Raw genomic sequence first — 25,205 nt, 5'->3', positions numbered from 1 at the left:
GGGTGCACGTCCGGGGTCAGCGGAGGTCGATCAGCCGGTACAAGGGGGTCCCGTGCGCCCACCGTCGCAGCAGGGCGCCGTCCATCAGACGGATGTCCCCGCTCGCCCGCGCCCACCGGACGTCGCGGCGGGTGAACCTGCCGCGGTGCACGACCAGGCGGAGCCGTCGCGGGCGGCCGCCGCGGCGCGCAGGGGCGAGCGGCGGGTCCTCGTCGGGGAGCGGTTCGGCGACGGGGCGGAACGCCACCTCCAGCCGGTGTCCGCGGTGGTGGCGGGCCTGCACGCGCGGCCGTACGCCGTCGTCGGCCGCCCGCCGCACGGCCCAGCCGTCCCGGCGGAGCATGCGGCACACGGCCAGCGCGAGACCGTCGGCGTCCAGCTCCGCGATCTCCTGCGGCGTGTAGTAGCCGCGGCGGCGCCGGGACAGGGGCCGGCGGCGCCCGACGGCCACCGGCACGACGACCGCCACGAGGGCGAGCACGGCCGCCGGGACCGCCGGGCCGATCCAGCGGCAGGCCACGACGAGGCCGGTCAACGCGCCGCACGCAGTGAGCACCGTTCCGGTCAGCGCGGGCAGCACCTCCCGCAGCTCGGGTCCGTACTCGCCCCGGGCACGCAACAGGCGTACCGCCTGCCGCCGCCGGGCCCGCCTCGACTCCTGTCCGCCGGTTCCCGGGCGGCTCCATGTCACCGGGCCAGCTCCCCCCAACCCTCCGCACCTGCGCGTGGACGAGGCATACCCGTGGCGGCGGGGAGCATCCCCGCCGGGGGTGACTTTCGGACAGGTCTCCCTCCATCCGCGAGTACGGCCGGATGCGGCCCGCAAGGCGCAACACCCGGGCGCCCCAGCGAGCGCCGGACCGGCGGGCGGGAGACGGTGAGGACTATGAACCGTCACCGACGCCCCCGCCGACGGGCCCCGTGGATCGCCGGCGGTGCCGCCGTGCTCGTCCTCGGCGGCGTCGGCGTGTGGGCGTGGACGGCGCGGGACGACGGTACGCCGAGTCCGCAACCGTCGGCATCGGCCGACCTCTCCCTGCCGACCTTGGCGCCGCTGCCGTCACTGACCCCGACGACCGAGATCTCGAGCACCGCGCGGCCGAAGCCGTCCCGTACCAGCGGCCCTGACCGGACCGAGCCGGCCGGCCCCAGGCCACCCGCGTCGCCGGGCGACCGGACGTCCCGGCCCCGAGGCACCGCCGCCGCCCCGTCGGACGGGCGGACCCCCGGGGCGGTGCCCCCTGCCTCGGCGGCGCCCTCACGGCCCGGGACGGCCCCGCGGCGGGAGGCTACGCCGTCGCGGTCCCGGGCAGGCGCCGGTACCCCGACGACCGCGCGGACGCCCCGCACGACGGCCGACCGCTCCGCACCGGCGGCGCGGACCCGGCCCGCCTCGCGTCCGGAGACGACCCCGGCGCACCCCCGTACCGGCACCGCGGCCCCGACAGCCGGGCGGACACCGAAGACGCCTGCCAGTCCGCCCGCTCCGCCGCCCTCCCGGACGGTCGAGACACCCGGACCGTCCGCCCGGACACAGAGGACACCCGGCCCGTCCGCCCCGAGGAAGACACCCGCTCCCGCCGCCTCCCGCAAGACACCCGCACCCTCCGCGTCCATGAAGACACCCGGTCCCGCCGCGTCCAGGAAGACGACCGGTCCCTCCGCACCGCCGCCCACCCGGAGTACGGCACCATCGCGGCCGGAACCGAGACCGTCCGGAACGTCGGTTCCCCGCACGCCGGGACACCGGCCCGCCGCGTCGCCTGCGCCGACGCCGGGCGACGGCGGGGCGGTGACCACGACGTGGTACACGTCCCCGGCCGCGGTGGCCGCCGCCGAGCGGATGGCCGCTGAGGGAGTGGTGGGCGACCCCGCGTGCTCCATGGCCGCCGTAGGACAGCCGGACCCGCTCCTGCTGCCCCGGACCGGCCGTATCGGTATCGGTCGCAGCGGCGGCTACACCTGCCTGATCGCCTGAGGCGGACCCCGGACATGCGCCCGCTGGTGGGGCGGACGTGTCCCGCCCCACCAGCGCCCCCGTCCCCCCTTTTCACGTGGCCGGTGGCCGGTACGGCCCGCTCCCACGGGCCTCCCGTGCCACAGAGACTGCCGCCCGCCCGCGGGCCGGGGCAATGCCGGGCGGACGTCCCGGACAGCGCAGGGCTGTCCGGGCTGGTCAGGGAAGTGCCCGCAGCCTGTCCCGGACAGGCTGCGTGGCCGAACAGAGCATTGCCCCTCCTGCCGTCGTCGCAGCAGGATGACCTTCATGGGGAACCTGGGGGAGCTGTCGCCGTACGAAGCGAAGGACGCCGCGGGCTTCGTCGAGTCGATGCGCCGGCTCAAGGCGCTATCCGGGCGGACCTATCGGGAGCTGGAGGAGCAGGCCGCCCGCAACGGCGACGTCCTGGCGCGCAGCACGCTGGCCGACCTCCTGAGACGGACGAGCCTGCCCCGGCCCGAGCTGCTGGCCGCGTTCGTCCGCGCCTGCGGGGACGAACGGCGGGTCGGCGCGTGGCTGGACGCGAGGGAGCGGATCGCCGCGGGCGCCGGCACAGGTTCCGCCACACCCGGCACCGCGCCGGACACCGGGACCGACACCGACACCGACACCGACAAGCCTCAGTCCGCGGAACCCCCTGCCGAGCGGCCACGCCGCAGCAGGGGACGTACCGTCGCACTCGTCACGGCGCTCACGCTCCCGCTGCTCGCCGTGGCCGCCTGGGGACTGCTCCCCCACGGCGCCGACGGGTCCGACGCCTCGGGGACCGCCACCGACGGCTGGGTCACCGTCCGCCCCGTCCGCACGCCCGACCTCTGCCTGACGGACGGGCGGGACCGCGCGGGCGCCTACGGCAGCGCCGTCGCCGTCCAGCTCCCCTGCGCGCGGAGCACCGTGCCGCGCACGTATCTCGAACCGGTCGGTGAGGGCCTCTACCGCATCCAGTGGCACCACCCGGAGGAGGGGAAGGGCTGCCTGACGGTGATGGGGCCCGGTCCGGTGAAGGGGATGCTCGAGCCCCGGAACGACTGCGTCCACGCGACCCTCTTCCGCCTGGAGGCCGGCGGAGGGGGCGAGGGCGTCCGGATCCTTCCGGCCACGGGCAGCCGGTGCATCGGCATCGCCGACGACCTCACCGTCGAGGGCGCGGAGGCGGTCGAGGAGCGCTGCACCGGCGAGGCCGATCAGCGCTTCCTGGTGCGGGCGGACTGACCGCCGCCGGTGCCGTCGCCCGGTCCGGCGACGGCACCGGCCCGCCGCGTCACGGCGACACGTCCTCCAGCCGCCGCCCGGCCGTCTCCTCCGCGCAGGCCCCCGCGACGACCGCGCCCGTCAGGGACACGGCGGCCAGGGTGAGGAAGACCGTGCCGATGCTTCCGCCGGCGTAGACCGCGCCGACGACGATCGGGCCGAGGATGACGCCGAGGCGGTTGAGCGCCCCGCCCACGCTGCTGCCCAGGGCGCGCATGCGGGTCGGGAAGAGTTCCGGCGTGTAGAGGTAGAGGCAGATGTTGGAGCCGAAGAAGAACACGGCGGCCACCGACGTCCAGACCAGGACCTGCGCCGCGGTGCCGGCTCCGAGACAGGCGAGGACGAGCAGGACCGCGCCCGAGCCGCCCAGGCAGCCGGTGATCACCCAGCGGCGGCCGGCCCGGTCGACGGTGAGGGCCGCGAGCAGACAGCCCAGCAGTCCCGCGCAGGACGTGACCGTGGAGTACAGCAGGGCGTCGGACAGCCCGAGGTCGTAGCGGTTCTGGTAGATGGTCGGCAGCCAGGACATGATGCCGTAGTTGACGAAGTACCCGGTGAACCACAGGATGCCGACGACCAGGGTGCGGCGCCGGTAGCGGCCGCCGAACAGGCCGCGCAGTCCGCCGGCGGACTCCGCCCCGACGGGGCCGCCTGTGACGGGCACGGGCGGGGCGACGGGGGGCAGGGGCGCGTGTGTCGCCCGTTCGACGGCCGTCTCGATCCGGGTCATGACGGCGGCGGCCTCCCCGGCCCGGCCGCGGTCGGCGAGCCAGCGCGGCGATTCGGGCACCATGCGGTGCACGACGTAGGCGAGGACCCCGGGCAGCGCGGCGAGTCCGTACATCCACCGCCAGCCGAGCACCGGCACCAGCCAGGCCGCCACCAGGGCGCCGACGGTCAGACCGGCCGGGAAGACCAGCTCGTAGAGCAGGACGAAGCGGCCCCGTTTGTGGCTGCGGGTGATCTCGGCGATGAAGGTGGCGGCCACCGGCACCTCCCCGCCGATCGCCAGGCCCTGAACGAAGCGCAGCGCCATGAACGCCTCGGGAGAGGGGGCGAAGGCGAGCGCCAGGTTGGCGACGCTGGACAGGGCCACGCACAGGGCGATCACCCGGACGCGGCCGATGCGGTCGGCGATGCGCCCGGAGAGCAGGGCGCCGACGAGCATGCCGATCGAGCCGACCGTGAGCAGCAGCGTGGTGGCGGAGGTGGACAGGCGCCACTCGGCGCGCAGCTCGGGCAGGGCGTAGGCGATCAGGAGCTGGTCGAACGCCTCGAAGAAGGTGACGGCGCCCACCACGAGGCGCACGGTGACGTGCCAGCGGGACAGGGGGAGCCGCTCGAAGCGGGCGGCTATGGAGGCTCGGAGCGTGCTGTCGGGTACTGCTTCGGTCGTCATGCGAAGGGACTCCGCTGGTCGCAGGGGCGGGGGACGGCAAGCGCGGGAGCAGCGGCGAAGAAGAGCGGGGCAGCGGCCGAGGGAACGGCAGGTAAGCGCCAAGCTTCTAAGCGCTTAAGTTGTATCGCTGGCGAGCCGGACCACGTCAAGGCCTGAAGCAGCGAATTAACGGGCGATCTGTTCGGAGGCACCTCTTGCGTCCCAGATATTTAAGCCCTTAGATTTCTAGCGCTTACCCAAGTATTGCTCAGCCAGCTCCCCTGAACCTCGTGCAGGAGGCCCCGTATGGCCCGAACTCCCCCGGACGAAGCGCTTGTTGCGGGCCGGTGGCGGCGCGGCTCGGGCGCCGCGACGGTGACCCTCGACCCGGCCACGGGCCGGGCCCTCGCCACGGTGCACGCCGTGACGGCCGAGGAGGTAGCCGAGGCGGCGCGGGCCGGGGCGCGGGCCGCCGCCGCCCCCCGCTGGCGCGATCTGCTGCCGCATGAGCGGGCCCGCCTGCTGCACCGGATCGCCGCGCTGATCGAGCAGGACGCCGAGCACCTGGCCGCCCTCCAGACCGCCGACACCGGCAAGGCGCTGACCGAGACCCGTGCGCTGGTGGCGAGCGCCGCCGCCACCTTCCGGTACACCGCCGCCGCCCTGGAGACCGCCGAGGACGCCCTCACCCCGTCCCGCGGCGCGTACGTGACCATGAGCGTGCACGAGCCGATCGGGGTGGTCGGCGCGATCAACCCCTGGAACTCCCCGGTCGCCAGCGACGCGCAGAAACTCGCCCCGGCGCTGGCCGCGGGCAACGCGGTGCTGCTGAAGCCGGCCGAGTGGACCCCCCTGGTGTCACTGGCCCTGGGGCGGCTCGTCTCGGCGGCGCTGGAGGAGAGCGGCCTGCCGCCGGCCCTGCTGTCGGTGCTGCCCGGCCCCGGCCGGGTGGTCGGCGACGCGATCGTGCGGGACCCGCACGTCGGCAAGGTCGCCTTCACCGGCGGCACCACCACCGGCCGCGCCCTGGCCCGGGCCGCCGCCGACAAGCTGATGCCCGTCTCCCTGGAGCTCGGCGGCAAGTCACCGACCGTCGTACTGGCCGACGCGGACGTCGAACAGGCCCTGGCCGGCGTGATGTTCGGCGTGTTCTCCTCCAGCGGCCAGTCCTGCATCGCCGGTTCGCGGCTGTTCGTGGCGCGGAGCCTGTACGACGACTTCGTCGGCGAACTCGTCGCCCGCGTGCGGAAACTGCGCGTCGGCCCCGGCACCGGCCCGGACACCCAGGTCGCCCCGCTCGTCCACCACGCGCACCGCGACCACGTCGCCGGCTATGTGGACCTCGCCCGCGAGGAGGGCGCCCGCGTGCTGTGCGGCGGCGGTGCGCCGGGCGGACCCGGATACGCGGACGGCGCCTACTACCTGCCGACCGTGCTCGACGGGCTGCCGGGCGACGCGCGCGTCTGCCAGGAGGAGATCTTCGGTCCGGTCCTGGTCGCGCTGCCCTTCGACGACGAGGAGGACCTGGTCCGCCAGTCCAACGACTCCGTCTACGGCCTCGCCTGCGGCATCTGGACCCGCGACCACCGGGCCGCGTGGCGGATCGCCCGCCGCGTCGACGCGGGCACCGTCTGGATCAACACGTACAAGCAGTTCAGCATCGCCACCCCCTTCGGCGGCATGAAGGCGAGCGGCCTCGGCCGTGAGAAGGGCCGCGACGGAATCCGCGCCTACCAGCGCCAGAAGTCCCTGTACTGGGGAACCGCCACCGCTCCCCTGCCCTGGGCCGGCTGACACTTCCGGAGAAGATCACATGTCCCCTGACCCGCACGCACCTCCCATCGCCCGGCTGCGCGCCCTGCGCTCCGTCGAGCTGCTCACCCGCGACTTCGCCACCGCCACCGACTTCTACGAGGAGGCGTGGGGTCTCGAGGTCGTCGAGTCCGGGCACAGCACGAGCTGGCTGCGCGGCACCGGCCCCGAACACCACGCCCTCCAGCTGACCCGCTCGGAGCGGACCGGCCTCGGCCGGCTGGCGTTCGCCGTGGCCACCCCGGCGGAGATCGACGAGGCCGCGCGGCGCCTGGAAAGCCGCGGCATCCGCCCGGTGGCGGGTCCCGGCCCGCTCGACCAGGCCGGCGGCGGATACGGACTGCGCTTCCACGACCACGAGGGCCGGCTGATCGAACTGTCCGCCGACACCTGGGCCGTCCCGCCCCGCGGACAGGACGACGCCGTGCCCGTCGGCGTGACCCACGTCGTGCTCAACACCACCGACATCGACGCCTCCGTCGCCTTCTACCGGGAGGTCCTCGGCCTGCGCGTCTCCGACTGGTCCGAGCACCAGATGGCGTTCCTGCGCTGCAACAGCGACCACCACTGCGTCGCGTTCAACCGGGCGCCCTGGGTCTCCCTCAACCACGTCGCCTACGAGATGCGCTCCGTCGACCACTTCATGCGGGGCATCGGACGGCTGCGCCACCACGGTGTCGTGCCCCAGTGGGGCCCCGGGCGGCACGGCCCGGGCAACAACACCTTCTCCTACTTCACCGACCCGGCCGGCCTGGTCTGCGAGTACACGTCCGAGGTCGCGCAGGTCGTCGAGGACCGCTGGATCTGCAAGGTGTGGCGGCGCGTGCCCGAGCTGTCCGACCTGTGGGGCACCGCGGGCCCGCCCTCGAAGCTCATCCGCGCCCACATGGCCGGGACCCCGGACGGCAGCCCCGTCCTGCCGCCGGTCGACGCCGAATCCCCCGTCCCCTCCGTCCCCTCCGTCACGGAAGGAGCCTCCGCATGAGCGGCAGGGTGTTGAAGGCCGGCCTGGTGGGCTGGGGTGCGATCGGCCGGGTCGTCGGCGCCGCCCTCGCCGCGGGCGAGGTGCCCGGAGCGGTGCTGCACCGCGTGGTCGACAACCGCCCTCTGGGCGAGGCCGCGCCGGTCGAGCAGGTGTCCTTCGAGGAGGCGATCGCCGACTGCGACCTGATCGTCGAGGCCGCGGGACAGGGCGTCGTCCGCGAGTGGGGCGAGCGGGTGCTCACCGCCGGCACGGACCTGCTGGTCGCCTCCACCGGCGCCCTCACCGACGAGGATCTCGCCAAACGCCTCCTCGGCGCGGGCCCCGGCCGGCTGTACTTCACCGGCGGCGCGGTCGGCGGCCTCGACCTGCTCCAGGCCGTACGGGCGCTGGGACCCCTGGACGAGGTGACCCTGACGACCACGAAACTCCCGGGCACCCTCGAACAGCCCTGGATGGACGGCGAGTTGCTGGACCGACTGCGCACCGCCACCGGGCCGGTCGAGGTGATGCGGGGCACCGCGCGCGAGGTGCCGGTGAAGTTCCCCCGGTCGACGAACGTGGCGGCCTCCGTCGCCCTCGCCGTCGGCGACCTGGACGCCGTCCGGGTCCGGGTCGTCGCCGACCCGGCGGCGGTCCGCACCCGGCACGTCGTCGAGGCCTCCGGCCCGCACGGCGCCTACCGCTTCGAGGCGTCCCACACCCCCGACCCCGACACCCCCGCGACCAGCGCGGTCGTCCCGTACGCGGTTCTGCGCTCCCTCGGCGCGATCGCCGGACGGCCGGGGCAGATCCTGTGACCGCCCCGACCGCCCCGGCCGAGGTCCACGTCGAGGAGGCGGGCACCGGCGGACCGCTCCTGCTGTGCCTGCACGGCATCGGCTCGTCGTCCGCCTCCTTCGCACCCCAACTGGCCGCGCTGTCCGACGAGTTCCGCATCGTCGCCTGGGACGCCCCAGGCTACGGCCGCTCACCCGACCCGGACGGGCCGCTGGACCTGGACGGCTTCGCCGACGCCGCCGCCGAGGTCGTCCGCCGGCGCGGCGGCCCGGCCCATGTGCTCGGTGTGTCCTGGGGCGGGGTCGTCGCCCTGCGGCTCGCCGTGCGCCATCCGGAGCTCGTCGCCTCCCTGATCGTCGCGGACTCCAGCGCCGGCTCCGGCACGGACCCCGAGAAGGCGGCCGCCATGCGGGCCCGCGTGCCCGAGCTGGAGCGGCTGGGCGCGCGCGGCTTCGCCGAACGGCGCGGGCCCCGCCTGGTCTCCCCCGGCGCGCCCGCCGGCCTCGTCCGCCGTGTCGTCGACATCATGGCGGCCGCCGTGCGGCTCCCCGGGTACGCCCACGCCGCCGAGTCGATGGCCTGCGCCGACCTGCGCGCCGACCTGGCGCACGTCACCGCCCCGGCCCTCGTGCTCTGCGGCGACCAGGACCGGGTCACCGGACCGGACGCCGCCCAGGCACTGGCCGGGGGCCTGCACAAGACGGCCTACGTGATCGTCAAGGACGCCGGTCACCTGGCCCACCAGGAACAGCCCGAGAGCTTCAACGCCTGGGTCCTGTCCCACCTGCACATCGTCACCAACCAGCGCACCACCCACCTCACGGAGGACTGACCATGCCCCTCGAGACCACCGAGTACGACAACGGCGGCGACCTCGCCGAGTACACCGACTCCCTCATCGCGAGCAAGGACTCGCGCGAGCCCGACTGGGGCACCCTCTCCTTCCAGGAGAAGGCCGGCCCGCAGTACAGGCGGGCGCAGATCCGCTACGTCGGCTCCGGCGCCACCGGCAACCACGACGACGACCGGCGGATCATCCCCTCCGGCGGGTTCACCTTCTCCAACATGCTGCTCCCGCCCGGCGCCGAGGGCCCGGCCCACACCCACCACGACGTGGAGGAGGCGTTCTTCGTCCTGGAGGGGCAGGTCCGGGTGGGCATCCACCGGGGCCCGGACGAGGCCGAGTACCGCACGCTCGGCTACCGCGACATGATCGTGGTGCCGGCCGGTGTGACCCGGTCGCTGAAGAACGAGGGGGACACCGACGCCTTGTTCTGCGTGATCATCGGCACCCGCAAGCCGCAGGTGCCGACGTACCCGGAGTACTCGCCGCTGTACGGCGTCACCCGTGACTGACGCGGTGCGCACGGTCGTGGTGACCGGGGCGGGCCGTGGCCTGGGGGAGGCCATGGCCCGCCGGGCCGGCGCCGACGGGCACCGTGTGGTCGTCGCCGAGCTGAACGAGGAGTGGGGCGAGCGCACCGCGTCCGCGATCCGCGCCGCGGGCGGCGACGCCCGGTACGTCCCCTGCGACGTCGCGGACCCCGCCTCGGTCGCCGGCCTCGCCGAGGCCGTGGCCCCGCTCGGCCCGGTGTGGGGCCTGGTGAACAACGCGGCCCTGGCCAACGGGGTGGGCGGCAAGGAGTTCCAGGACATCGACGTCGAGGTCTGGGACCGGCTGATGGCCGTCAACGCGCGCGGCCCCTGGCTGGTCGCCAAGGCCCTGCACCCCCTGCTCGCCCGGCCCGGACGCATCGTCAACATCGCCTCCGACGCCGCCCTGTACGGCTCCCCGCGCCTGGCGCACTACCTCGCCTCCAAGGGCGCGGTCGTCGCCCTGACCCGGGGCATGGCCCGCGAGCTCGGGGAGCAGGGTGTCACCGTCAACGCGGTCGCCCCGGGCCTCACCGAGTGCGAGGCCACCGAGTCCGTCCCCGCCGGACGCCACGCGCTTTACGCCGCCCACCGCGCGATCTCCCGCCCCCAGCAGCCGGACGACCTCGTCGGTCTCGTCTCCTTCCTGCTGAGCGAGGAGTCCCGCTATCTCACCGGCCAGGTGATCGCCGTCAACGGCGGCTTCACCATGCACTGACACACAGGAGCGACTCATGGATCTCGGTCTCGCCGACCGGACCGTCCTGGTCACCGGCGGCAGTTCGGGCGTCGGCCTGGCCACGGTCCGCGCACTGCTCGCCGAGGGGGCCAACGTGGCCGCCTGCGGCCGGGACGCCGGCCGTCTCGCCGACGCCGCGGCGCGCCTGGACGGCGGTGACCGGCTGCTGACCGCGGTGTGCGACGTCCGCGACGCGGACGCCGTGCGGGGCTTCGTCGACCGGGCGGCCGAGCGCTTCGGCCGGGTCGACGGGCTGGTCAACAACGCGGGCCAGTCCCGCATGAAGCGGCTCGACGACACCACGGCGGAGGACTGGCGCGACGAACTGGAGCTGAAGTTCGCGGGCGTCCTCCATCCGCTGAACGCCGCCCGCCGGCATCTGCGGGACTCGGACGCGGCGAGCGTCGTCAACGTCAACGCGGTCCTCGCCAAGCAGCCCGAGCCCCGCCTGATCACCACCGGTGCGGCCCGCGCCGGCATCCTCAACCTCTCCAAGTCGCTCGCCGTCGAACTCGCCGCCGAGGGCATCCGGGTCAACTCGGTGTGCCTCGGGCTGATCGACACCGGGCAGTGGACCCGGCGGCACGCCGCCGAGGACTCCGGCCTGGACTACGCGCGGTGGCAGGCGCGGCTCGCCGCCGACCGGGGCGTGGCGCTCGGCCGGCTGGGCCGCGCCGAGGAGGTCGCCTACGCCGTCGTGACCCTGCTGTCACCGCGCGCTTCGTACATCACCGGAACGGCCGTCGACGTCTGCGGCGGTGTCGGCCGCGGCATCCTCTGAGAGGCACGCATGACCTACCGCAACGGGGGCGACCTGCTGGTCGCCGTCCTGAAGGAACTCGGCATCGACACGGTCTTCGGCATCGTGTCCGTGCACAACCTGCCGCTCGTCGAGGCCGTCGACCGGGAGCTTCGCTTCGTGCCCGTACGGCACGAGGCGACCGCCGTGAACGCCGCCGACGGCTACGGCCGGGCCCGCGGCGGCCTGGGCTGCGCGCTCACGTCCACGGGTACGGGCGCCGGCAACGCGGCCGGCTCCCTGGTGGAGGCGCTCGCCTCGGGTACGTCGGTGCTGCACGTGACCGGGCAGATCGAGAGCCGCTACCTGGGCGAGGGCCGGGGCTTCATCCACGAGACCAGGGACCAGCTCGGCATGCTGGCCGCCGTGTCGGCGTACGCGGCGACGGTGCCCGACGCCGCGAGCGCGGGGCGCCTGCTCCGCGAGGCGGCCGCCGCGGCGCTGGCCGTGCCCGGCGGACCGGCCAGCGTGGAGTGGCCGGTCGACCTCCAGTACGCGGCCCAGCAGGACACCCAGGGGACGCCGGCCTCCGACGGGGCCTCCGCTGTCCCGGACCCCGCCGAACTGGCCGGTGCGCGGGCCCTGCTGGCCGCCGCCCGGCGCCCGCTGATCTGGGCGGGCGGCGGCGCGAACCGGGCCCGGCCACAGCTGCTCGCCCTGCTGGAGGCGACCGGCGCCGGGCTGATCACCTCCAACTCCGGGCGCGGCTCGGTCCCCGAGGACCATCCGCAGGTCATCGGCAACTTCGCCACCACGCCGGCCGTACGCTCCCTGCTGGCCGACGCGGACGCCCTGGTCACCGTGGGCACGCACTTCCGCTCCAACGAAACGGCCGACTACGGACTGGAGCTGCCCGGCGCACACGTCCAGATCGACGTCGACGGGGCCGCGCTCGGCCGGGTCTACCCCGTCCGGCACGCCCTGCACGGCGACGCCGCCCGCGTCCTGCCCTCGCTGACCGGGGCCGCCGTACCGGCCGACCCTGCCTGGACCGCCCGCGTCGGCGCCGTGCGCGACGAGGTCAGGGCGGCACTGCGCGAGGGCATCGGCCCGCAGGCGGCCGTCTGCGACGCGCTGGCCGCCGCCCTGCCGCGCGGCGCGGTCGTCGCCCGCGACGTGACGATCCCGTCCTCCACCTGGGGCAACCGGCTGCTGCCGATGCACGACCCGCGCGCCAACGTCTTTCCGCGCGGCGGCGGCATAGGCCAGGGGCTCGGCATGGGCATCGGCGCCGCGCTCGCCCGCCCCGACGAGCCGACGGTGGTCGTCGCCGGGGACGGCGGCCTCGCCGTCCACCTCGGTGAACTGCTCACCCTCGCCCAGGAGCGGCCCCGGCTCCTCCTGCTCGTCTTCAACGACGGGGGCTACGGCGTGCTGCGCAACACGCAGGACCGCTACAGCGACCGGCGCTCCGGAGTCGACCTGCACACCCCCGACTTCGCGGGGCTCTCCGCCGCCTGCGGACTGCCGTACGCGCGGATCGCCGCGGAGGCCGACGCCGACGGCGTGATCCGGGACGCCCTTGCCGCGGACGGTCCGGTCCTCGTCGAGGTGGACCTGGCGGCACTCGGCCCGATGAAGACGCCCTTCACCCCGCCCGTCTCGATCCCCACCGCGTAGGGAGGCCCCTCGATGAGCGACACCGATGAGCGGCGGCTCGAACTCCTCGTGCGCCGCATGACCTGGGAGGCGGACGGCGTGCTGTCCGTCGAGCTGGCCGACCCGGCGGGCAAGCCCCTGCCCGCCTGGTCCCCCGGCGCCCATCTGGACCTGCGCGTCGGCGGCCTGGTCCGCCAGTACTCGCTGTGCGGCGACCCGGCCGACGGCGGCTCCTACCGGATCGCCGTCCTGGACGAGCCGGCCTCGCGCGGCGGTTCACGCCACGTCCACACGAAGCTGCGTCCCGGCCAGACCGTGGAGGTGGCCGGCCCGCGCAACCACTTCGCGCTGGAGCCCGCCGGGTCGTACGTGTTCGTCGCCGGCGGCATCGGCATCACCCCGATCCTCGCCATGGCCCGCCAGGCGGACCGCGACGGCATCCCGTACCGGCTGGTGCACGGCGGGCGGTCGCGCGCCTCCATGGCCTTCGGCGACGAACTGGCCCGGCTCACCGGCGGCGAGGTCACGCTCGTCCCGCAGGACGAGCTGGGGCACATCGACCTGACCGCCGCCCTCGACGGTCTGCCGGCCGACGCGCTGGTGTACGCCTGCGGGCCCGAGCCGATGCTCGCCGCGGTGCAGGAGGCGTGCCCGGAGGGCCGGCTGAGGCTGGAGCGGTTCGCCGCCCCGGCGGTGGAGCGGTCCGGCGACGACACCGCCTTCGAGGTGGAGTGCCGCCGGTCGGGCCTGACGGTCCCGGTGGGCGCGGAGACCTCCGTCCTGGCGGCGGTCGAGGCGGCGGGCGTGTCCGTCCCCTCGTCGTGCCGCGACGGCATCTGCGGCACCTGTGAGACCCGGGTCGTCGCCGGCACCCCCGACCACCGCGACTTCCTGCTCTCCGAGGCCGAGCACGCCGCCGGCGAGACGATGATGATCTGCGTCTCGCGCTGCGCCTCCGACCGGCTCGTCCTCGACCTGTAAGCCCTGTCCCGTCGTCCTCACGGAGGCCCTCATGACCGCAGGCACCTGGCCCTGCCTCGACCCCCACCAGTCCCGCACCCACACCCCCACCCCGTACGAGACGAAGCTCGCGCGCACCCTCGAGGAGATCTTCACGCAGGACGGCCACGGCCTCGCCGACGTCGTCGCCGGGCTCAACGCCCGACAGGTGCGCACCCCCGACGGCGCGCCCTGGACCGAGGAGACCTTCCGTACCGAGATGCACCGCCTGGGAGCCTGAGATGAGCCTGACCACCGACGTCACCGCCGACCACGTCTACGCCCACGGGCTGCGCAACCAGTGGCATCCCGTCGTCCCCTCGCACTTCGTCGAGCCCGGCGGCATGCGCAGGGTCACGGCGCTGGGCGAGGACTGGCTGCTGTTCCGCACCGCCGACGGCACGCTCTCCCTGCTCGCCGACCGCTGTCCCCACCGCGGGGCCCCGCTCTCCCTCGGCAAACACCTCGGGGACCGGGTGGCCTGCTGGTACCACGGCGTCGAGGTGCGGGGCGACGGCACCGTGTCCTCCGTGCCGGGGCTGCCCGGCTGCAGCCTGGAGGGCAAGAAGCTGGTCCCCTCCCTGCCCGTGCGCGAGGTGGCCGGCGCGATCCTGGCCTACTTCGGCGACGAGCGGCATCCCGAACCCGCGCCTCTCACCCTCCCCGAGCCGCTGACGGACCCGGACATCGCGGCGTTCCTGTGCTACGCCGAGTGGAACGTGCCGTGGCGCTTCGCCGTGGAGAACCTGATGGACCCGATGCACGGGGCGTTCCTGCACCACGAGTCGCACACGATGTACGACGGCGACACCCAGGCCAAGTTCCGCATCCGCGAGACCGACCGCGGCTACTTCTTCGAGAAGACCGACCAGCGGGGCGTCAACTTCGACTGGGTGGAGCTGTGCCGGACCGGCGTCGACTGGGTGGACCTGTCCATCCCGTACCCGCCGTCCGCGGGCCCCGGCGGCCCGTTCGGCATCGTGGGCATGGCGTGCCCCGTGGACGCCGGGCGTACCGGCGTCTTCTTCTGGCGCTATCGCCAGGTGTCCGGCTGGGAGCGGGACACCTGGCGGTTCCTGTACCGGACGCTGATCGAGGAGCGGCACTGGGAGGTCCTGGAACAGGACCGGGTGATGCTGGAGGCGATGCCGGCCGACGCCGACGGGTTCGAGAACCTCTACCAGCACGACCTGGGCGTGGTGCGCCTGCGCCGCCTGTACCGGCAGCAGGCGCAGGCGCAGGCCGCCGGCTGACCGGCCGGGAGCGGCCGGTCACGGAGGAGGCGGGCGGTGCCGGGGGTTCAGCTCCCGCCGTCCCCCGCCTCCGTCTCGGCCGAGGCGACGATGGAGCGCTCCAGCTTGGAGAGCAGGCGGGCCAGTTGGCGCCGCTCGGCCGGGGACAGGTCCGTCAGCATCCGGCGTTCGTTGTCCAGGTGCTCGGCGAAGACCTCGTCGACCTTGGCCAGGCCCGCGTCGGTGAGCCGTGAGTAGACGACCCGGCGGTCACCGGCGTCGCGTTCCCGCACGATGAGGCCGTCCTTCTCCAGCCGGTCGATCCGCAGGGTGACACCGGCCGAGGAGATCAGGCCGCTGTCGGCGAGCTGTCCCGCGGTCAGCCGGTAGGGCTTGCCGGCCCGGCGCAGCGCGGTCAGCACGTCGAAGCCGGCCACGGCCAGCCCGTGCCGCTCGATACCGGCGGCCAGTTCGGTGTGGTAGCGCAGGAAGGTGCGGTGGAGCCTGGCCAGCACCTCGAGGGGGGACGTGTCCAGTTCGGGCCGCTCCCGGGCCCAGTCCTCGATGATCGCCGCCACGGCGTCCCGTCGGGCCGCCCTCTTCACCGCCATGCCGCGCCTCCCCATGTCACCGGCCGTCGCGGGCCTCCTCCAGAAATCTTAGCCCTGAAATACCTGGCCGCCGGGTGGGGGTGCGTGCGGAGGGGCCGCGCTGGCGCGGGCTACCGGGGCCGCTGGACGAAGAACTCGTTGCCGTCGGGGTCGAGCATCAGCACCCGGCCGTTGCCGTACACACCGGTGCCGGTGCCGGTGGCGGCGCGCTTCGCCCCGAGCGAGACCAGGCGGTCGGTCTCCGCCTCCCGGTCGCCGTCGGCGGGGAGCGTGAGCTCGAGGCACAGCCTGTTCGTGCCGAGCTTCGGTGCGACGGGGGGCCCGCCCCAGGTGATCTTCGTGCCGCCGTCCGGCGACTGGATCGCGGTCTCCTGGTCCTGGTCCCAGACCAGCGGCCAGCGCAGCGCCTCGCTCCAGAAGTAGCCGACCTCCTGCGTACCGTCGCAGGCCAGCGCGCCGATGACGCCGGTGTCGGCGAGGAACGCGTTGCCCGCCTCTATGACGCAGAACTCGTTGCCGTCCGGGTCGGCGAGCACCACATGTCCCTCGTCGGGGCGCTGGCCCACGTCGATGTGGCTGCCGCCGAGTTCCAGCGCCCTGGCCACCGTCCGCCGCTGGTCCTGCGGTGAGGTGCTGGTCAGGTCGAAGTGGGCCCGGTTCTGGCCGGTCTTCGGCTCCTGGCTCGGCAGAAAACGGATGCCGAACCCGCCGGGACCGGGGGGCAGGATCGTCACCTCGCCGTCCGCGTCATCGGCCGGCCCCCAGCCCAGGACCCCGGACCAGAACCGCGCGAGGGCCGAGGGGCGGGTTGCGTGGAAACAGATCGCGGACAGCTGACTGGTCATTCCGGGGTATCTCCGATCCACCGACGGCCTGCGCGGGGCCTCGTCTCTCCCCCGCGAGCGCAGCGTAGGGGCGGCCGCGCGGCACCCGCATCCGAGTTTCCACCGCGGGGAGAGCCGTCATGACCGAGGTGGGTATCGAGGTGTCGGCCTCACCTATAGGTGACATGGCTACCACGTCTTGGACTCTATACACGCACGTCACACAGGGTGGTTCGTGTCGGCACGAGGGCCGGCTCCCCACACGAGCCCCCTACCGTAGGGAGTGATCCATGCGTGATCTCCCCGAAGGCGTCCAGCGTTTCCAGCGGAACGTCCACCCGCGCAAGGCGGACCTGTTCGCGCACCTGGCCGGGTCCCATGCGCCGCACACGCTGAGCCGCTGGACCTCGGGGAGCTCACCGACAGGGAACTGGTGTTTCTCAGCGGCGACTTCGCGTCCCGCGGCCACATCGACGCGTACTTCACGGCGCACCGGGTCACCCCGCGCATCGTCATGGAGGCCAACTCCGTCCAGGCCCTCGTCGAGATCGTCCAGCGGACCCCGCTCGCCGCCGTCCTCCCCGACGCCGTGACCCATGACCACCCGCACCTGAGCCCCGTCCCGCTCCGTCCGGCCCTGCCGCCGCGCGAGGTCACCCTCCTGCGCAGGACCCAGGCCTACCGCAGCGCGGCCGTACGTGCCTTCACCCGGCTCCTCGACGACGTGGTGGGACGGCGCGGGTACCGCGCCGCCGGACCGGGGCCGGCCGTCAGGCCGCCTGGGTGAGTTCCGCGCGGCCGAAGAGGATCGCGTAGCCGGACGGGAGCTGGGCGAGGATGCGGTCGAGCAGATCCGGGCCGGCGAGACGGGCGACGACGCCCAGGACGGAGCCGACGTCCCAGCGGGTGGTCGCCAAGGTGCCGCCGGTACGGGTGGCGAGGTCCCTGACGAAGGCCCAGCCGGTCATGGCGTCGGTACCGGGGATCTCCGCAGCGAAGATCCGGCCGGCTTCGCGGGGCAGCCGGGCCGCCAGCTCGACGCGCTCCTCGCCGGTGATGCGCCGGCCGAGGGCGCCCAGTACGGCGCGGACGACCTTCTCGGCTCTCTCACGGGTCGGGTACGCACCGTTGTAGCGGACCTGTTCGACCAACTGGACGTAGGACATGGCCGGTTCGGTGGTGGTGATTCCCGCCGGGGCCGTCTTCGACTGCATCGGTGAAAGGGTGCCTTTCTTGCTCGTGGGTCCGGTCTGACGGTGTCGGCCGGCGTCAGTCGCCGGTGGTGCGGGGCGCGTTCGGGGGCGTGGTGTCCTGCGGCCTGCCGAAGAGCAGGTCGTAGCCGGGCGGGAGCTGCAGCAGCACGCGGCGGGTCAGTTCCTCGCCGGCCGCGTCGGCGGCCACGCTGAGCACGGCGCCCACGTCCCAGAACGCGGTCTGTTCCGTGGCCCCCTCGATCCACGCCGCGGTGGCCCGCACGAACCGGTCGGCGGACAGGGGTTCGGCGGCCCGGAGCGGGTTGAGGAGGATCAGGGCGAAGGTCTCCGGGAGGCGGGCGGCCAGTTCGGCGCGCACCTCGCCCACCAGGTGTGCGCCCAGCAGCCCCAGCACGGTGCGCGCGGCCCGCTCCGCCTCGACGCGGGTCGGGTACTCACCGCGCTCCTGCACCTGGTCGAGGAACACGTTCCACTGCATGGCCATCGGGTTCTCCTTCCGCCGGGCGGTCCGTGCGGACGCGCGGAACCGAGGACGGAGGCCGGACGGTGCCGAGGGAGCGAGTCGTCCGGCCCCCGTCGCTGCCGCCGGGGGGCGTCGTCCGGCTCTCAGCCGGCGATCTCCTTGCGCTCCGCGCCGCCGCCGATGGTGATCTTGCGCGGCTTGGCCCGCTCGGCGATCGGGACGCGCAGCGTGAGCACGCCGGCCTCGTAGTCGGCGCTGATGTGCTCGGTGTCGAGGGTGTCCGCCAGCATCACCTGACGGGAGAAGACGCCCAGGGGGCGTTCCGAGAGCTCCATCTGGACGTCGTCGCCCTTGGTGACGGGGCGGCGTTCGGCCCGGACGGTCAGCATGTTCCGTTCGACGTCGATGTCGATCGCGTCCCGGTCGACACCGGGCAGATCGAGAGCGATGACATAGGCGTCACCCTCGCGGTAGGCGTCCATGGGCATCGCCGTGGGGCGCGACCAGGTGCCGGACGCGTTGCCGAGCAGCTGCTGGGTGAGCCGGTCGAACTCACGGAAGGGGTCGGTGCGCATCAGCATCGGAAAACACCTCCAGTTCGAGCAGATCGCTCATGCGCTGGTTCCTGTATTTCTTGTAGCATGTCATCGAAACGATGACAAGCGCGTCCGTCATCCGAAGGGTGACATGACCGAACGGAGGTGACCATGGCCCCGGATCCCCAGGAAACTTCTGCCCGGCCCGCCTCCTTCCTCGCCGCCGAGACAGCGCTGGCGGCGATCGAGGAGGCCGTGCACAGCGCCCAGTCCCCGCGGTCCGCGGAGCAGCCCGCCGCCGAGGTCGGTTCCGACCAGGCCCTCGCCGCGCTGCTGCTCCTGCGTGAGCTGCGCACCCAGCTCGCGGGGTGGGAGACGGGACTGATCGAGACGGCACGCGCGGCCGGCGCCAGCTGGGCCGACCTCGCCGAACCCCTCGGAGTCGCCAGCCGGCAGGCCGCGGAACGCCGCTATCTGCGCCTGCGGCCCGGGGCCCCCGGCACCACCGGCGAGCAGCGCGTGCAGGCCACCCGGGACCGCCGCGCCGCCGACCGCGCCGTCTCCGCCTGGGCCCGCGGCAACGCGGCCGACCTGCGTCAGCTCGCCGGTCAGATCGCCGCCCTCACCGGCCTTCCGGCCGAGGCCCGCACCCCCCTCGTACGGGCCCTGGGACATGACGACGCCGCCGGCCTCATCGGCCCCCTGACCGGCGCCCGCGACCATCTGACCGCCGACCACTCCGAGCTGGTCGCCCGCATCGACACCCTCACGCGTCGCACGGACCGTCTGCGCGAGTCGGGGAACGGTGAACGCCGGTCGCCTGCGCCCTAGCGAAGGCGAGCAGCGGGGCGGCCGTCCGCGGCGGATCCTCCAGCAGGGGCGAGCGTCCGAGGCCGGACAGCATCTCGATCCGTGCGCCCGGTACGGCGCGGTGGTCGGAGGCGGACGAGGAACGCCACCTGCGGTCGTCCTCGCCGAAGAGCACCAGGAGCGGCTTGCCCAGATCCGCCGGCCGGTCCGGCAGCGTGCGCTCCTCCAGGCAGGCGCGGGTGGCTGCCGCCGAGGCGGTGAGCGTGTGCGGGGTCATGCCCCGACGCCAGGGTGGAGCCCCGGCAACCGACGACAATGCCGCAGATGTGCGCACCACGCCCCGCGACGCCGGCGTGATCCGAACGACAGGCCCTGGGTCAGGACGCGTCGCGGGACGAGCACGAAGGTCTACAAGTGCCGCGAAGGGGAACTCCGAGTGGCACAGCTCGCCGTCTTTCGGCTCCGGCCGAGTCCTTCCCGACGGCGGTGACCAGGTGGCCGTCGTCACGAGGAGGCGCCGTGACCGTTCGCATCGGCGTGGAAGAGGAGTTCCATCTCGTGCAGATGGAGACGGGCCTGCTGGCGGCGCGTGCCGACGCGGTGCTCGACGGGCTCCCCGAGCAGACCTTCACCACCGAACTGCAGCAGGCGGCCGTCGAGACGAACAGCGCGGTGCACACGTCCCTGGACGATCTGTACGACGACCTGACCGGCGCCAGACGGACCCTGGACACCGCGGCCTCCGCCCACGGGCTGGCCGTCGTCGCCGCCGGCACGGCCCCCCTCGGCTTCCCCGGGGACACGCCGCCCACGCCAGGGGTCCGCTACCGCCGCATGACCGACGAGTACCGGCGGGTCGCCGACGAGCAGCTGATCTGCGGAGCACACGTCCACGTGGACGTCCCCGACCGCGACACCGCGGTACGGATCATGTGCGAGGTGTCACCTTGGCTGCCCGTGCTGCTCGCCCTCTCCGCGAGTTCCCCGTTCTGGGCGGGCGCCGACACAGGTTACGCGAGCTGGCGCACGATGCTGTGGCAGCGGTGGCCCACCGCGGGGCCGATCGGCTGCTTCGCCGACGCCGCCGCGTACGACACCGCCGTGCGCAGCCTCGTCGGCTCGGGCGTGATCAGCGACCCGGGGATGATCTATTACGACATCCGGCCCTCGGACCACCACCGCACCCTCGAACTGCGTATCTGCGACTCCTGCCCGCGCGCGGAGACGGTGGTGCTGGTCGCGGGGCTCTTCCGGGCGCTGGTGACCGAGGCGCGTCAGCGGCTGGAGAGCCCGGCCGCTCCCCGCTGCCGGGGACGGCACGAGTGGCTGCGTGCCGCCACCTGGCGGGCGGCCAGATCCGGACTCGAAGGGAATCTGGTCGATCCGGAGACGGGCCGCGAGGCGCCGGCAGCCCACGTCGTCCACGGTCTGCTGCGCAGGGTGCGCCCGGTGCTCACCGCGAACGGTGACTGGCAGACCGTCCGGTCGCTCGCGGAGCGGGCGCTCGCGGACGGCAGCGCCGCCCGCCGTGTGCGCCGGCTCGCCGAGCGGGAGGTCCTCCTGGCCTGCACGGACCTGCTGATCACCGAGACCCGGGGAGCCGGGCGCCTCAGCCGCCGGCCCGCTCGGCGCCTGGCCGGACGCGTGTGAGGCGGACACACCGCAGGAGGTGCCGCAGCGCGCACCACAGGACACAGGAACGGGCCCGAACCACCGCCCCCACCCCGAAGGAGACACAGACCCATGTCGACCAGCCTGGCCCAGATTCCGACGGTCGGGACCGAGCGGAGGCCGTGGACGCGGGCCGTCGCCGAGCACCGGGGAGGTGGTGCGTGATGTGCGGCCTCAGCGGAGAGATCCGCTTCGACGGCGGGCGGCCCGATCTGGCGGCCGTACGGCGCATGGGCGACCGCCTGGCCCCTCGGGGACCCGACGGCCACGGTCTCTGGTCGCAGGGCGCGGTGGCGCTGGCCCATCAGCGGCTGAAGATCATCGATCTGTCCGACCAGGGCGCACAGCCGATGACGGACGCCGCGCGGGAGGTGACCGGCGTCTTCAACGGCTGCATCTACAACTACCGGCAGCTGCGCGAGGAGTTGCGGGGCCTCGGTCACCGGTTCCGGTCCACCTCCGACACCGAGGTCGTCCTCGCGGCGTACCGGCAGTGGGGCACCGCCTGCGTCGAGCGCTTCCACGGCATGTTCGCCTTCGCGGTCGTCGAACACCGCACCGGCCGGCTGGTCCTGGGCCGTGACCGGCTCGGCATCAAGCCGCTGTACGTGGCGCGTACGCCCGGGCGGCTGCGGTTCGCCTCGTCGCTCCCGGCCCTGCTCGCGGGCGGCGACGTCGACACCTCGCTGGATCCGGTGGCCGTCCACCAGTATCTGAGCTGGCACGCGACCGTGGCTGCGCCCCGTACCGTGCTGGCCGGGGTGCGCAAGCTCCCTCCCGCCACGGTGCGCGTGGTCGAGCCGGACGGCACGCAGCGGGACCGTCGCTACTGGCAGCCGGCGTACACCCGCCGGCCCGAGTACCGGGACATGACCGCGAGCGAATGGCGTGACGCGGTCCTGGACGCGCTGCGCACCGCCGTACGCCGCAGGATGGTCGCCGACGTGCCCGTGGGCGTGCTGCTGTCCGGCGGGCTCGACTCCAGCCTGATCGTGGCCCTGCTCTCCGACGAGGGGCAGCGGCACCTGAAGACGTTCAGCGTGGGCTTCGAGTCGGAGGGCGGCGACGAGGGCAACGAGTTCCGGTACTCCGATCTGGTCGCCGGCGAGTTCGCCACTGACCACCACCGGCTGATGGTGCCCTCCGAGCGCGTGTCCACGGCCCTGGACGGGGCGATCGCGGCGATGAGCGAGCCGATGATCAGCCATGACGTGGTCGCCTTCCATCTGCTGTCCGAGCAGGTGTCGAAGGAGGTGAAGGTCGTCCAGAGCGGGCAGGGCGCCGACGAGGTGTTCGCCGGCTACCACTGGTATCCGGACCTGGCCTCCGTCGCCCGCGAGGAGGAACCCGAACGGTACGCCGAGACGTACTTCGACCGGCCGCACGCCGATCTCGCCCGGATGCTGCGGCCGGACATGCTCCCGGCGGACGACGTCTCCGGCGACTTCGTGCGGGAGCACATGGCCGTGCCTGGCGCGGAGACGGCGCTGGACGCGGCGCTGCGGCTGGACACGCACGTCATGCTCGTGGACGACCCGGTGAAACGGGTCGACAACATGACGATGGACTGGGGCCTGGAGGCCCGGGTGCCTTTCCTGGACCACGAACTGGTGGAGCTGGCCGCGGCCTGCCCGCCGGAGCTCAAGCTGGCGGACGGCGGCAAGGGGGTGCTGAAGGAGGCGGGCCGCAAACTGCTGCCGCAGGACGTGGTGGACCGCCCGAAGGGATACTTCCCGGTCCCGGCGATCACGCATATGGCCGGGCCCGTCCTGGACCGGGTCCGCGAGGCCCTCGAGGCCCCGGAGGCGAAGCGGCGCGGGCTGTTCCGGGAGTCGTACCTCGCCGAGCTCCTGGCGGCTCCCGGTGAGCACCGCACGAAGCGTGGGGCGAACGCCCTGTGGCAAGTGGCTCTGCTGGAAATATGGCTGCAGACGCACGGGATATGACCCGCGGGCGCGCCCGGTACGACGGCGACGGGACCGGCACGGTGTCCGCACGCCGGGACACGGGCGACCGGGACTCCCCCCGTGCCGCACCCGCCCGGGTCCCCCTGCCCGACGCCTCCGGGCCCCGGGACGGCACGACCCGGCTCGTCGCGCACGGCTGCTGGTACCCCTCGGCGGACCCGGCCGGGACCCGGGTGGCGTTCATCTGCGACCGCGGGGGTGTGCCCCAGCTGTGGACCGGGCCGGCCGACGGCGACGAGGTGCGGCTGCTCGACTCCGGGCCGGACCCCGTCCGGGAGGTGTCCTGGTCGCCCGACGGCCGCTGGATCGCCTACACCACGGCCCCCGGCGGCGGCGAGCACCAGCGGGTGCTGTGCGTACGTCCCGACGGTTCCGGCCGCCGCATCCTGGCGGGGGCCGAGCCCGGCACCTCGGCCTATCTGGGCTGCTGGGCCCACGACGGGTCGGCCGTCGCGGTCACGGTGGCCGTCCCCACCGTCCCCGCTCCCCCCGCGCGGGACACGGCCGGCCTCCCGGACGGGGCCGGCGGGCCCACCGGCCGCCTGCCGGCCGTCGGCTGGTCCGGCCGCGAGGGGGAAGCTGTCCTCCTCGGCACGACGACGATCACCGACGTGGAGCCCGGGCCGGCGACCCGCTCCGCCCGCTCCGGTACGGAACCCTCCGGCCGAACGCCCGCGACGACCGCCTTCGGTGACGGCCTGTCCGCCTACCTGATCGACCCCGACGGGCAGGCCGCGCCGGTGCTCCTCGCCACCGAGAAGGACGCGGCGACGCTGCGCGTGTGCGATCTGAGCCGCGACGGCCGGCTCGCGCTGGTGCGCCGCGGCCCCCGCGGACGCCGTGAGGCGGTGGTGGTCCGCACCGCCGACCTCACCACCACCTACGTCGTCGCGGTGGCCGACGGCGACCCGTGGATCGGCAGGTTCTCCGCCCGGGCGGACACCGTCTGGCTGCGCAGCGACGCCGGCCGGGAGTTCGCGGCGCTGATCGCGGCCGGCCTCGACGAACGGGGCGGCCCGCGGGGGTGGTCCGTCGCGGCGGAACGGGAGGGCGCCGACCTCGAACTCCTGCAGTTCGCCCAGGACGGCCACACCGCCGTCCTGACCTGGAACATGCTCGGCGCGAGCGACGTGGAGATCGTCGACACCCACCCGTCCGGCACGGAAGGGGCCGTCGTCGGGCCACCGCATCCCGTGCCCCTGCCGCACGAAGTCGTCACCCGCGCCGTGCCGTTGGGCCCGGCGGGACTGACGCTCGCGCTGTCGGGCTCACAGCGCCGCCCCGGCGTGTGGCTGCTGACCGAGGGCGTGTCCCTGCTGCGCACCCCGTGGTCGTCGAAGGACGAGGACGCCGTCCCCCCGGGCCGCCCGCCGGTACGCCCGGTGCCCCTGAGGCCGACCGCGCGGGACGGGCTGAGCCTGAACGGCTGGTACTACCGGGCGCCGGGCCGCGGACCGGCGGAGCCGGCGCCCTGTGTGATCCACCTGCACGGCGGCCCGGAGGAACAGGAACGCCCCGTCTTCAACCCGCTCTACCACGAGATCCTGGGCCGGGGCATCGACATCTTCGCCCCCGACGTCCGCGGTTCCTCCGGCCACGGGCGGTCGTTCGTCGACGCCGATCTGGGCGCGGGCCGGTTCGCCGCGCTCGACGACATCGCGGACTGCGCCGGCCACGCCGTACTGGCCGGACCCGCCGACCCCTCGCGCCTGGCCGTCATGGGCCGCTCGTACGGCGGCTACCTCACCTTCGCGTCGCTCGTCCGCCACCCCGGCCTGTTCCGCACCGGGGTGGCGGTCTGCGGCATGTCGGACTTCGCGACGTTCTTCGAGGGCACCGAACCCTGGATCGCCCAGTCCGCGGCGTACAAGTACGGCCATCCCGAACACGACCGCGAGCTGCTGCGCGCACTCTCGCCGATGAGCAGGATCGACGCCCTGCGCGTCCCCCTGCTCGCCGTGCACGGGGAGCACGACACCAACGTCCCGCCGCGCGAGTCGGAACAGTTCGTCCGGGCCGCCCGCGAACGCGGCCTCGTCGCCGAACTGCTCACCCTGCGCGACGAGGGCCACGACTTCCTGCGCGCGGAGAACAGACGCCTGTTCCGCCGCACCGCGGCGGACTGGCTGCAACGCCATCTGAACGGCTGACCGCCGGGTGCGCGG

The 25,205-nt window shown here is 74.1% G+C and carries 25 protein-coding genes and 3 pseudogenes; 19 read left to right on the top strand and 9 right to left on the bottom strand.

The window, feature by feature from the left end:
- Window positions 1-16: 16 nt before the first annotated feature.
- Together AB0E77_RS16870 and AB0E77_RS16865 are read right to left on the bottom strand one after the other, a co-directional pair.
- The gene (locus AB0E77_RS16870) at window positions 17-691 is read right to left on the bottom strand and encodes a hypothetical protein (protein WP_361570752.1); all 675 of its coding nucleotides are present in this window, start codon (window positions 689-691) and stop codon (window positions 17-19) included.
- A gap of 203 nt (window positions 692-894) precedes the next feature.
- Window positions 895-1,677: a hypothetical protein gene (locus tag AB0E77_RS16865; protein ID WP_361570750.1), complete on the bottom strand. Its 783-nt coding sequence runs from the start codon at window positions 1,675-1,677 to the stop codon at window positions 895-897.
- Window positions 1,678-1,792: 115 nt separating this feature from the next.
- Here AB0E77_RS16865 and AB0E77_RS16860 point away from each other — a divergent pair, with 115 nt between their 5' ends.
- Together AB0E77_RS16860 and AB0E77_RS16855 are read left to right on the top strand one after the other, a co-directional pair.
- The gene (locus AB0E77_RS16860) at window positions 1,793-1,978 is read left to right on the top strand and encodes a hypothetical protein (RefSeq protein WP_361570747.1); all 186 of its coding nucleotides are present in this window, start codon (window positions 1,793-1,795) and stop codon (window positions 1,976-1,978) included.
- 288 nt (window positions 1,979-2,266) lie between these two features.
- Window positions 2,267-3,211, top strand: coding sequence for an XRE family transcriptional regulator (locus AB0E77_RS16855; protein ID WP_361570745.1), 945 nt, complete (start codon window positions 2,267-2,269; stop codon window positions 3,209-3,211).
- Window positions 3,212-3,260: 49 nt separating this feature from the next.
- Here the strand turns inward: AB0E77_RS16855 and AB0E77_RS16850 are convergent, their stop codons facing one another.
- A complete protein-coding gene (locus AB0E77_RS16850; RefSeq protein ID WP_361570742.1) occupies window positions 3,261-4,649 on the bottom strand; it encodes an MFS transporter in 1,389 nt (462 codons plus the stop codon).
- Window positions 4,650-4,934: 285 nt separating this feature from the next.
- Between AB0E77_RS16850 and AB0E77_RS16845 the strand changes: the two genes are divergently transcribed.
- The 11 genes from AB0E77_RS16845 to AB0E77_RS16795 are packed head-to-tail and all read left to right on the top strand — an operon-like array spanning window position 4,935 to window position 14,965.
- Entirely contained in the window at window positions 4,935-6,422 is a 1,488-nt protein-coding gene (locus AB0E77_RS16845) for an aldehyde dehydrogenase family protein (protein ID WP_361570739.1), read from the top strand.
- A gap of 19 nt (window positions 6,423-6,441) precedes the next feature.
- Window positions 6,442-7,425 carry a VOC family protein gene (locus tag AB0E77_RS16840; RefSeq protein WP_361570735.1) on the top strand — a complete coding sequence of 328 codons (984 nt, stop codon included), beginning with the start codon at window positions 6,442-6,444 and terminating at the stop codon, window positions 7,423-7,425.
- Window positions 7,422-8,222: an aspartate dehydrogenase domain-containing protein gene (locus AB0E77_RS16835; protein WP_361570732.1), complete on the top strand. Its 801-nt coding sequence runs from the start codon at window positions 7,422-7,424 to the stop codon at window positions 8,220-8,222. The genes AB0E77_RS16840 and AB0E77_RS16835 overlap by 4 nt, the downstream gene beginning before the upstream one ends.
- Window positions 8,219-9,034, top strand: coding sequence for an alpha/beta fold hydrolase (locus AB0E77_RS16830; protein ID WP_361570729.1), 816 nt, complete (start codon window positions 8,219-8,221; stop codon window positions 9,032-9,034). The genes AB0E77_RS16835 and AB0E77_RS16830 overlap by 4 nt, the downstream gene beginning before the upstream one ends.
- Before the next feature lie 2 nt (window positions 9,035-9,036).
- Window positions 9,037-9,558 (top strand): cupin domain-containing protein, encoded by a 522-nt coding sequence (locus tag AB0E77_RS16825; RefSeq protein WP_361570726.1) that lies wholly within the window; start codon window positions 9,037-9,039, stop codon window positions 9,556-9,558.
- Window positions 9,551-10,294 (top strand): SDR family oxidoreductase, encoded by a 744-nt coding sequence (locus AB0E77_RS16820; RefSeq protein ID WP_361570723.1) that lies wholly within the window; start codon window positions 9,551-9,553, stop codon window positions 10,292-10,294. Before AB0E77_RS16825 ends, AB0E77_RS16820 begins: the two co-directional genes overlap by 8 nt.
- 16 nt (window positions 10,295-10,310) lie before the next feature.
- Entirely contained in the window at window positions 10,311-11,096 is a 786-nt protein-coding gene (locus AB0E77_RS16815; RefSeq protein WP_361570721.1) for an SDR family oxidoreductase, read from the top strand.
- Window positions 11,097-11,105: 9 nt separating this feature from the next.
- Window positions 11,106-12,734, top strand: a complete 1,629-nt coding sequence (locus AB0E77_RS16810) for a thiamine pyrophosphate-binding protein (RefSeq protein WP_361570718.1) — start codon at window positions 11,106-11,108, stop codon at window positions 12,732-12,734.
- A gap of 12 nt (window positions 12,735-12,746) precedes the next feature.
- Window positions 12,747-13,694, top strand: coding sequence for a PDR/VanB family oxidoreductase (locus tag AB0E77_RS16805; protein ID WP_361570715.1), 948 nt, complete (start codon window positions 12,747-12,749; stop codon window positions 13,692-13,694).
- Between the two features lie 31 nt (window positions 13,695-13,725).
- Entirely contained in the window at window positions 13,726-13,953 is a 228-nt protein-coding gene (locus tag AB0E77_RS16800; protein WP_361570713.1) for a recombinase-like helix-turn-helix domain-containing protein, read from the top strand.
- 1 nt (window position 13,954) lies between these two features.
- A complete protein-coding gene (locus tag AB0E77_RS16795; protein ID WP_361570710.1) occupies window positions 13,955-14,965 on the top strand; it encodes an aromatic ring-hydroxylating dioxygenase subunit alpha in 1,011 nt (336 codons plus the stop codon).
- Between the two features lie 47 nt (window positions 14,966-15,012).
- Here the strand turns inward: AB0E77_RS16795 and AB0E77_RS16790 are convergent, their stop codons facing one another.
- Both AB0E77_RS16790 and AB0E77_RS16785 read right to left on the bottom strand, forming a co-directional pair.
- Entirely contained in the window at window positions 15,013-15,555 is a 543-nt protein-coding gene (locus tag AB0E77_RS16790; protein ID WP_361570708.1) for a MarR family transcriptional regulator, read from the bottom strand.
- 110 nt (window positions 15,556-15,665) lie between these two features.
- Complete coding sequence (locus AB0E77_RS16785; protein WP_361570705.1) at window positions 15,666-16,400, bottom strand: VOC family protein; 735 nt, start codon at window positions 16,398-16,400, stop codon at window positions 15,666-15,668.
- A 269-nt stretch (window positions 16,401-16,669) separates the two neighbouring features.
- Here AB0E77_RS16785 and AB0E77_RS16780 point away from each other — a divergent pair.
- Both AB0E77_RS16780 and AB0E77_RS16775 read left to right on the top strand, forming a co-directional pair.
- A pseudogene (locus tag AB0E77_RS16780) lies at window positions 16,670-16,774 on the top strand (carbonic anhydrase); the annotation flags it as partial.
- Window positions 16,775-16,776: 2 nt separating this feature from the next.
- A pseudogene (locus AB0E77_RS16775) lies at window positions 16,777-17,166 on the top strand (LysR substrate-binding domain-containing protein); the annotation flags it as partial.
- On the opposite strand, the gene AB0E77_RS16770 reads toward AB0E77_RS16775, so the two are convergent.
- From AB0E77_RS16770 to AB0E77_RS16760, 3 genes are all read right to left on the bottom strand, one after another.
- The gene (locus AB0E77_RS16770; RefSeq protein WP_361570702.1) at window positions 17,150-17,593 is read right to left on the bottom strand and encodes a DUF2267 domain-containing protein; all 444 of its coding nucleotides are present in this window, start codon (window positions 17,591-17,593) and stop codon (window positions 17,150-17,152) included. The pseudogene AB0E77_RS16775 and the gene AB0E77_RS16770 overlap by 17 nt on opposite strands.
- 55 nt (window positions 17,594-17,648) lie before the next feature.
- Entirely contained in the window at window positions 17,649-18,077 is a 429-nt protein-coding gene (locus AB0E77_RS16765) for a DUF2267 domain-containing protein (protein WP_361570699.1), read from the bottom strand.
- A 122-nt stretch (window positions 18,078-18,199) separates the two neighbouring features.
- Window positions 18,200-18,637, bottom strand: coding sequence for an Hsp20/alpha crystallin family protein (locus AB0E77_RS16760; RefSeq protein WP_361570696.1), 438 nt, complete (start codon window positions 18,635-18,637; stop codon window positions 18,200-18,202).
- A 126-nt stretch (window positions 18,638-18,763) separates the two neighbouring features.
- On the opposite strand from AB0E77_RS16760, the gene AB0E77_RS16755 reads away from it, so the two are divergent.
- Window positions 18,764-19,423 (top strand): type III effector protein, encoded by a 660-nt coding sequence (locus AB0E77_RS16755; RefSeq protein ID WP_361570693.1) that lies wholly within the window; start codon window positions 18,764-18,766, stop codon window positions 19,421-19,423.
- On the opposite strand, the pseudogene AB0E77_RS16750 reads toward AB0E77_RS16755, so the two are convergent.
- A pseudogene (locus AB0E77_RS16750) lies at window positions 19,359-19,685 on the bottom strand (alpha/beta hydrolase); the annotation flags it as partial. The gene AB0E77_RS16755 and the pseudogene AB0E77_RS16750 sit on opposite strands and share 65 nt — an antisense overlap.
- A 236-nt stretch (window positions 19,686-19,921) precedes the next feature.
- On the opposite strand from AB0E77_RS16750, the gene AB0E77_RS16745 reads away from it, so the two are divergent.
- From AB0E77_RS16745 to AB0E77_RS16735, 3 genes are all read left to right on the top strand, one after another.
- Window positions 19,922-21,052, top strand: coding sequence for a glutamate--cysteine ligase (locus AB0E77_RS16745; RefSeq protein ID WP_361570691.1), 1,131 nt, complete (start codon window positions 19,922-19,924; stop codon window positions 21,050-21,052).
- A 185-nt stretch (window positions 21,053-21,237) separates the two neighbouring features.
- Window positions 21,238-23,019 carry an N-acetylglutaminylglutamine amidotransferase gene (locus tag AB0E77_RS16740; protein ID WP_361570689.1) on the top strand — a complete coding sequence of 594 codons (1,782 nt, stop codon included), beginning with the start codon at window positions 21,238-21,240 and terminating at the stop codon, window positions 23,017-23,019.
- The gene (locus AB0E77_RS16735) at window positions 23,016-25,190 is read left to right on the top strand and encodes a prolyl oligopeptidase family serine peptidase (protein WP_361570686.1); all 2,175 of its coding nucleotides are present in this window, start codon (window positions 23,016-23,018) and stop codon (window positions 25,188-25,190) included. Before AB0E77_RS16740 ends, AB0E77_RS16735 begins: the two co-directional genes overlap by 4 nt.
- Window positions 25,191-25,205 lie beyond the last annotated feature (15 nt).

The sequence above is a fragment of the Streptomyces sp. NPDC032940 genome (assembly GCF_040636935.1).
Classification (GTDB): Bacteria; Actinomycetota; Actinomycetes; order Streptomycetales; family Streptomycetaceae; genus Streptomyces.
The sequence above is the reverse complement of the archived record's forward strand: the minus strand, read 5'-3'. Positions and strand labels throughout refer to the sequence as shown.

Excerpts from the sequence above, each read along its gene's own strand:
- AB0E77_RS16855 (WP_361570745.1), top strand. The coding sequence starts at position 2,267 with ATGGGGAACCTGGGGGAGCTGTCGCCGTACGAAGCGAAGGACGCCGCG.
- AB0E77_RS16850 (WP_361570742.1), bottom strand. The coding sequence starts at position 4,649 with ATGACGACCGAAGCAGTACCCGACAGCACGCTCCGAGCCTCCATAGCC.
- AB0E77_RS16845 (WP_361570739.1), top strand. The coding sequence starts at position 4,935 with ATGGCCCGAACTCCCCCGGACGAAGCGCTTGTTGCGGGCCGGTGGCGG.
- AB0E77_RS16840 (WP_361570735.1), top strand. The coding sequence starts at position 6,442 with ATGTCCCCTGACCCGCACGCACCTCCCATCGCCCGGCTGCGCGCCCTG.
- AB0E77_RS16835 (WP_361570732.1), top strand. The coding sequence starts at position 7,422 with ATGAGCGGCAGGGTGTTGAAGGCCGGCCTGGTGGGCTGGGGTGCGATC.
- AB0E77_RS16825 (WP_361570726.1), top strand. The coding sequence starts at position 9,037 with ATGCCCCTCGAGACCACCGAGTACGACAACGGCGGCGACCTCGCCGAG.
- AB0E77_RS16815 (WP_361570721.1), top strand. The coding sequence starts at position 10,311 with ATGGATCTCGGTCTCGCCGACCGGACCGTCCTGGTCACCGGCGGCAGT.
- AB0E77_RS16810 (WP_361570718.1), top strand. The coding sequence starts at position 11,106 with ATGACCTACCGCAACGGGGGCGACCTGCTGGTCGCCGTCCTGAAGGAA.
- AB0E77_RS16805 (WP_361570715.1), top strand. The coding sequence starts at position 12,747 with ATGAGCGACACCGATGAGCGGCGGCTCGAACTCCTCGTGCGCCGCATG.
- AB0E77_RS16800 (WP_361570713.1), top strand. The coding sequence starts at position 13,726 with ATGACCGCAGGCACCTGGCCCTGCCTCGACCCCCACCAGTCCCGCACC.
- AB0E77_RS16795 (WP_361570710.1), top strand. The coding sequence starts at position 13,955 with ATGAGCCTGACCACCGACGTCACCGCCGACCACGTCTACGCCCACGGG.
- AB0E77_RS16790 (WP_361570708.1), bottom strand. The coding sequence starts at position 15,555 with ATGGCGGTGAAGAGGGCGGCCCGACGGGACGCCGTGGCGGCGATCATC.
- AB0E77_RS16785 (WP_361570705.1), bottom strand. The coding sequence starts at position 16,400 with ATGACCAGTCAGCTGTCCGCGATCTGTTTCCACGCAACCCGCCCCTCG.
- AB0E77_RS16770 (WP_361570702.1), bottom strand. The coding sequence starts at position 17,593 with ATGCAGTCGAAGACGGCCCCGGCGGGAATCACCACCACCGAACCGGCC.
- AB0E77_RS16765 (WP_361570699.1), bottom strand. The coding sequence starts at position 18,077 with ATGGCCATGCAGTGGAACGTGTTCCTCGACCAGGTGCAGGAGCGCGGT.
- AB0E77_RS16760 (WP_361570696.1), bottom strand. The coding sequence starts at position 18,637 with ATGCTGATGCGCACCGACCCCTTCCGTGAGTTCGACCGGCTCACCCAG.
- AB0E77_RS16755 (WP_361570693.1), top strand. The coding sequence starts at position 18,764 with ATGGCCCCGGATCCCCAGGAAACTTCTGCCCGGCCCGCCTCCTTCCTC.
- AB0E77_RS16740 (WP_361570689.1), top strand. The coding sequence starts at position 21,238 with ATGTGCGGCCTCAGCGGAGAGATCCGCTTCGACGGCGGGCGGCCCGAT.
- AB0E77_RS16735 (WP_361570686.1), top strand. The coding sequence starts at position 23,016 with ATGACCCGCGGGCGCGCCCGGTACGACGGCGACGGGACCGGCACGGTG.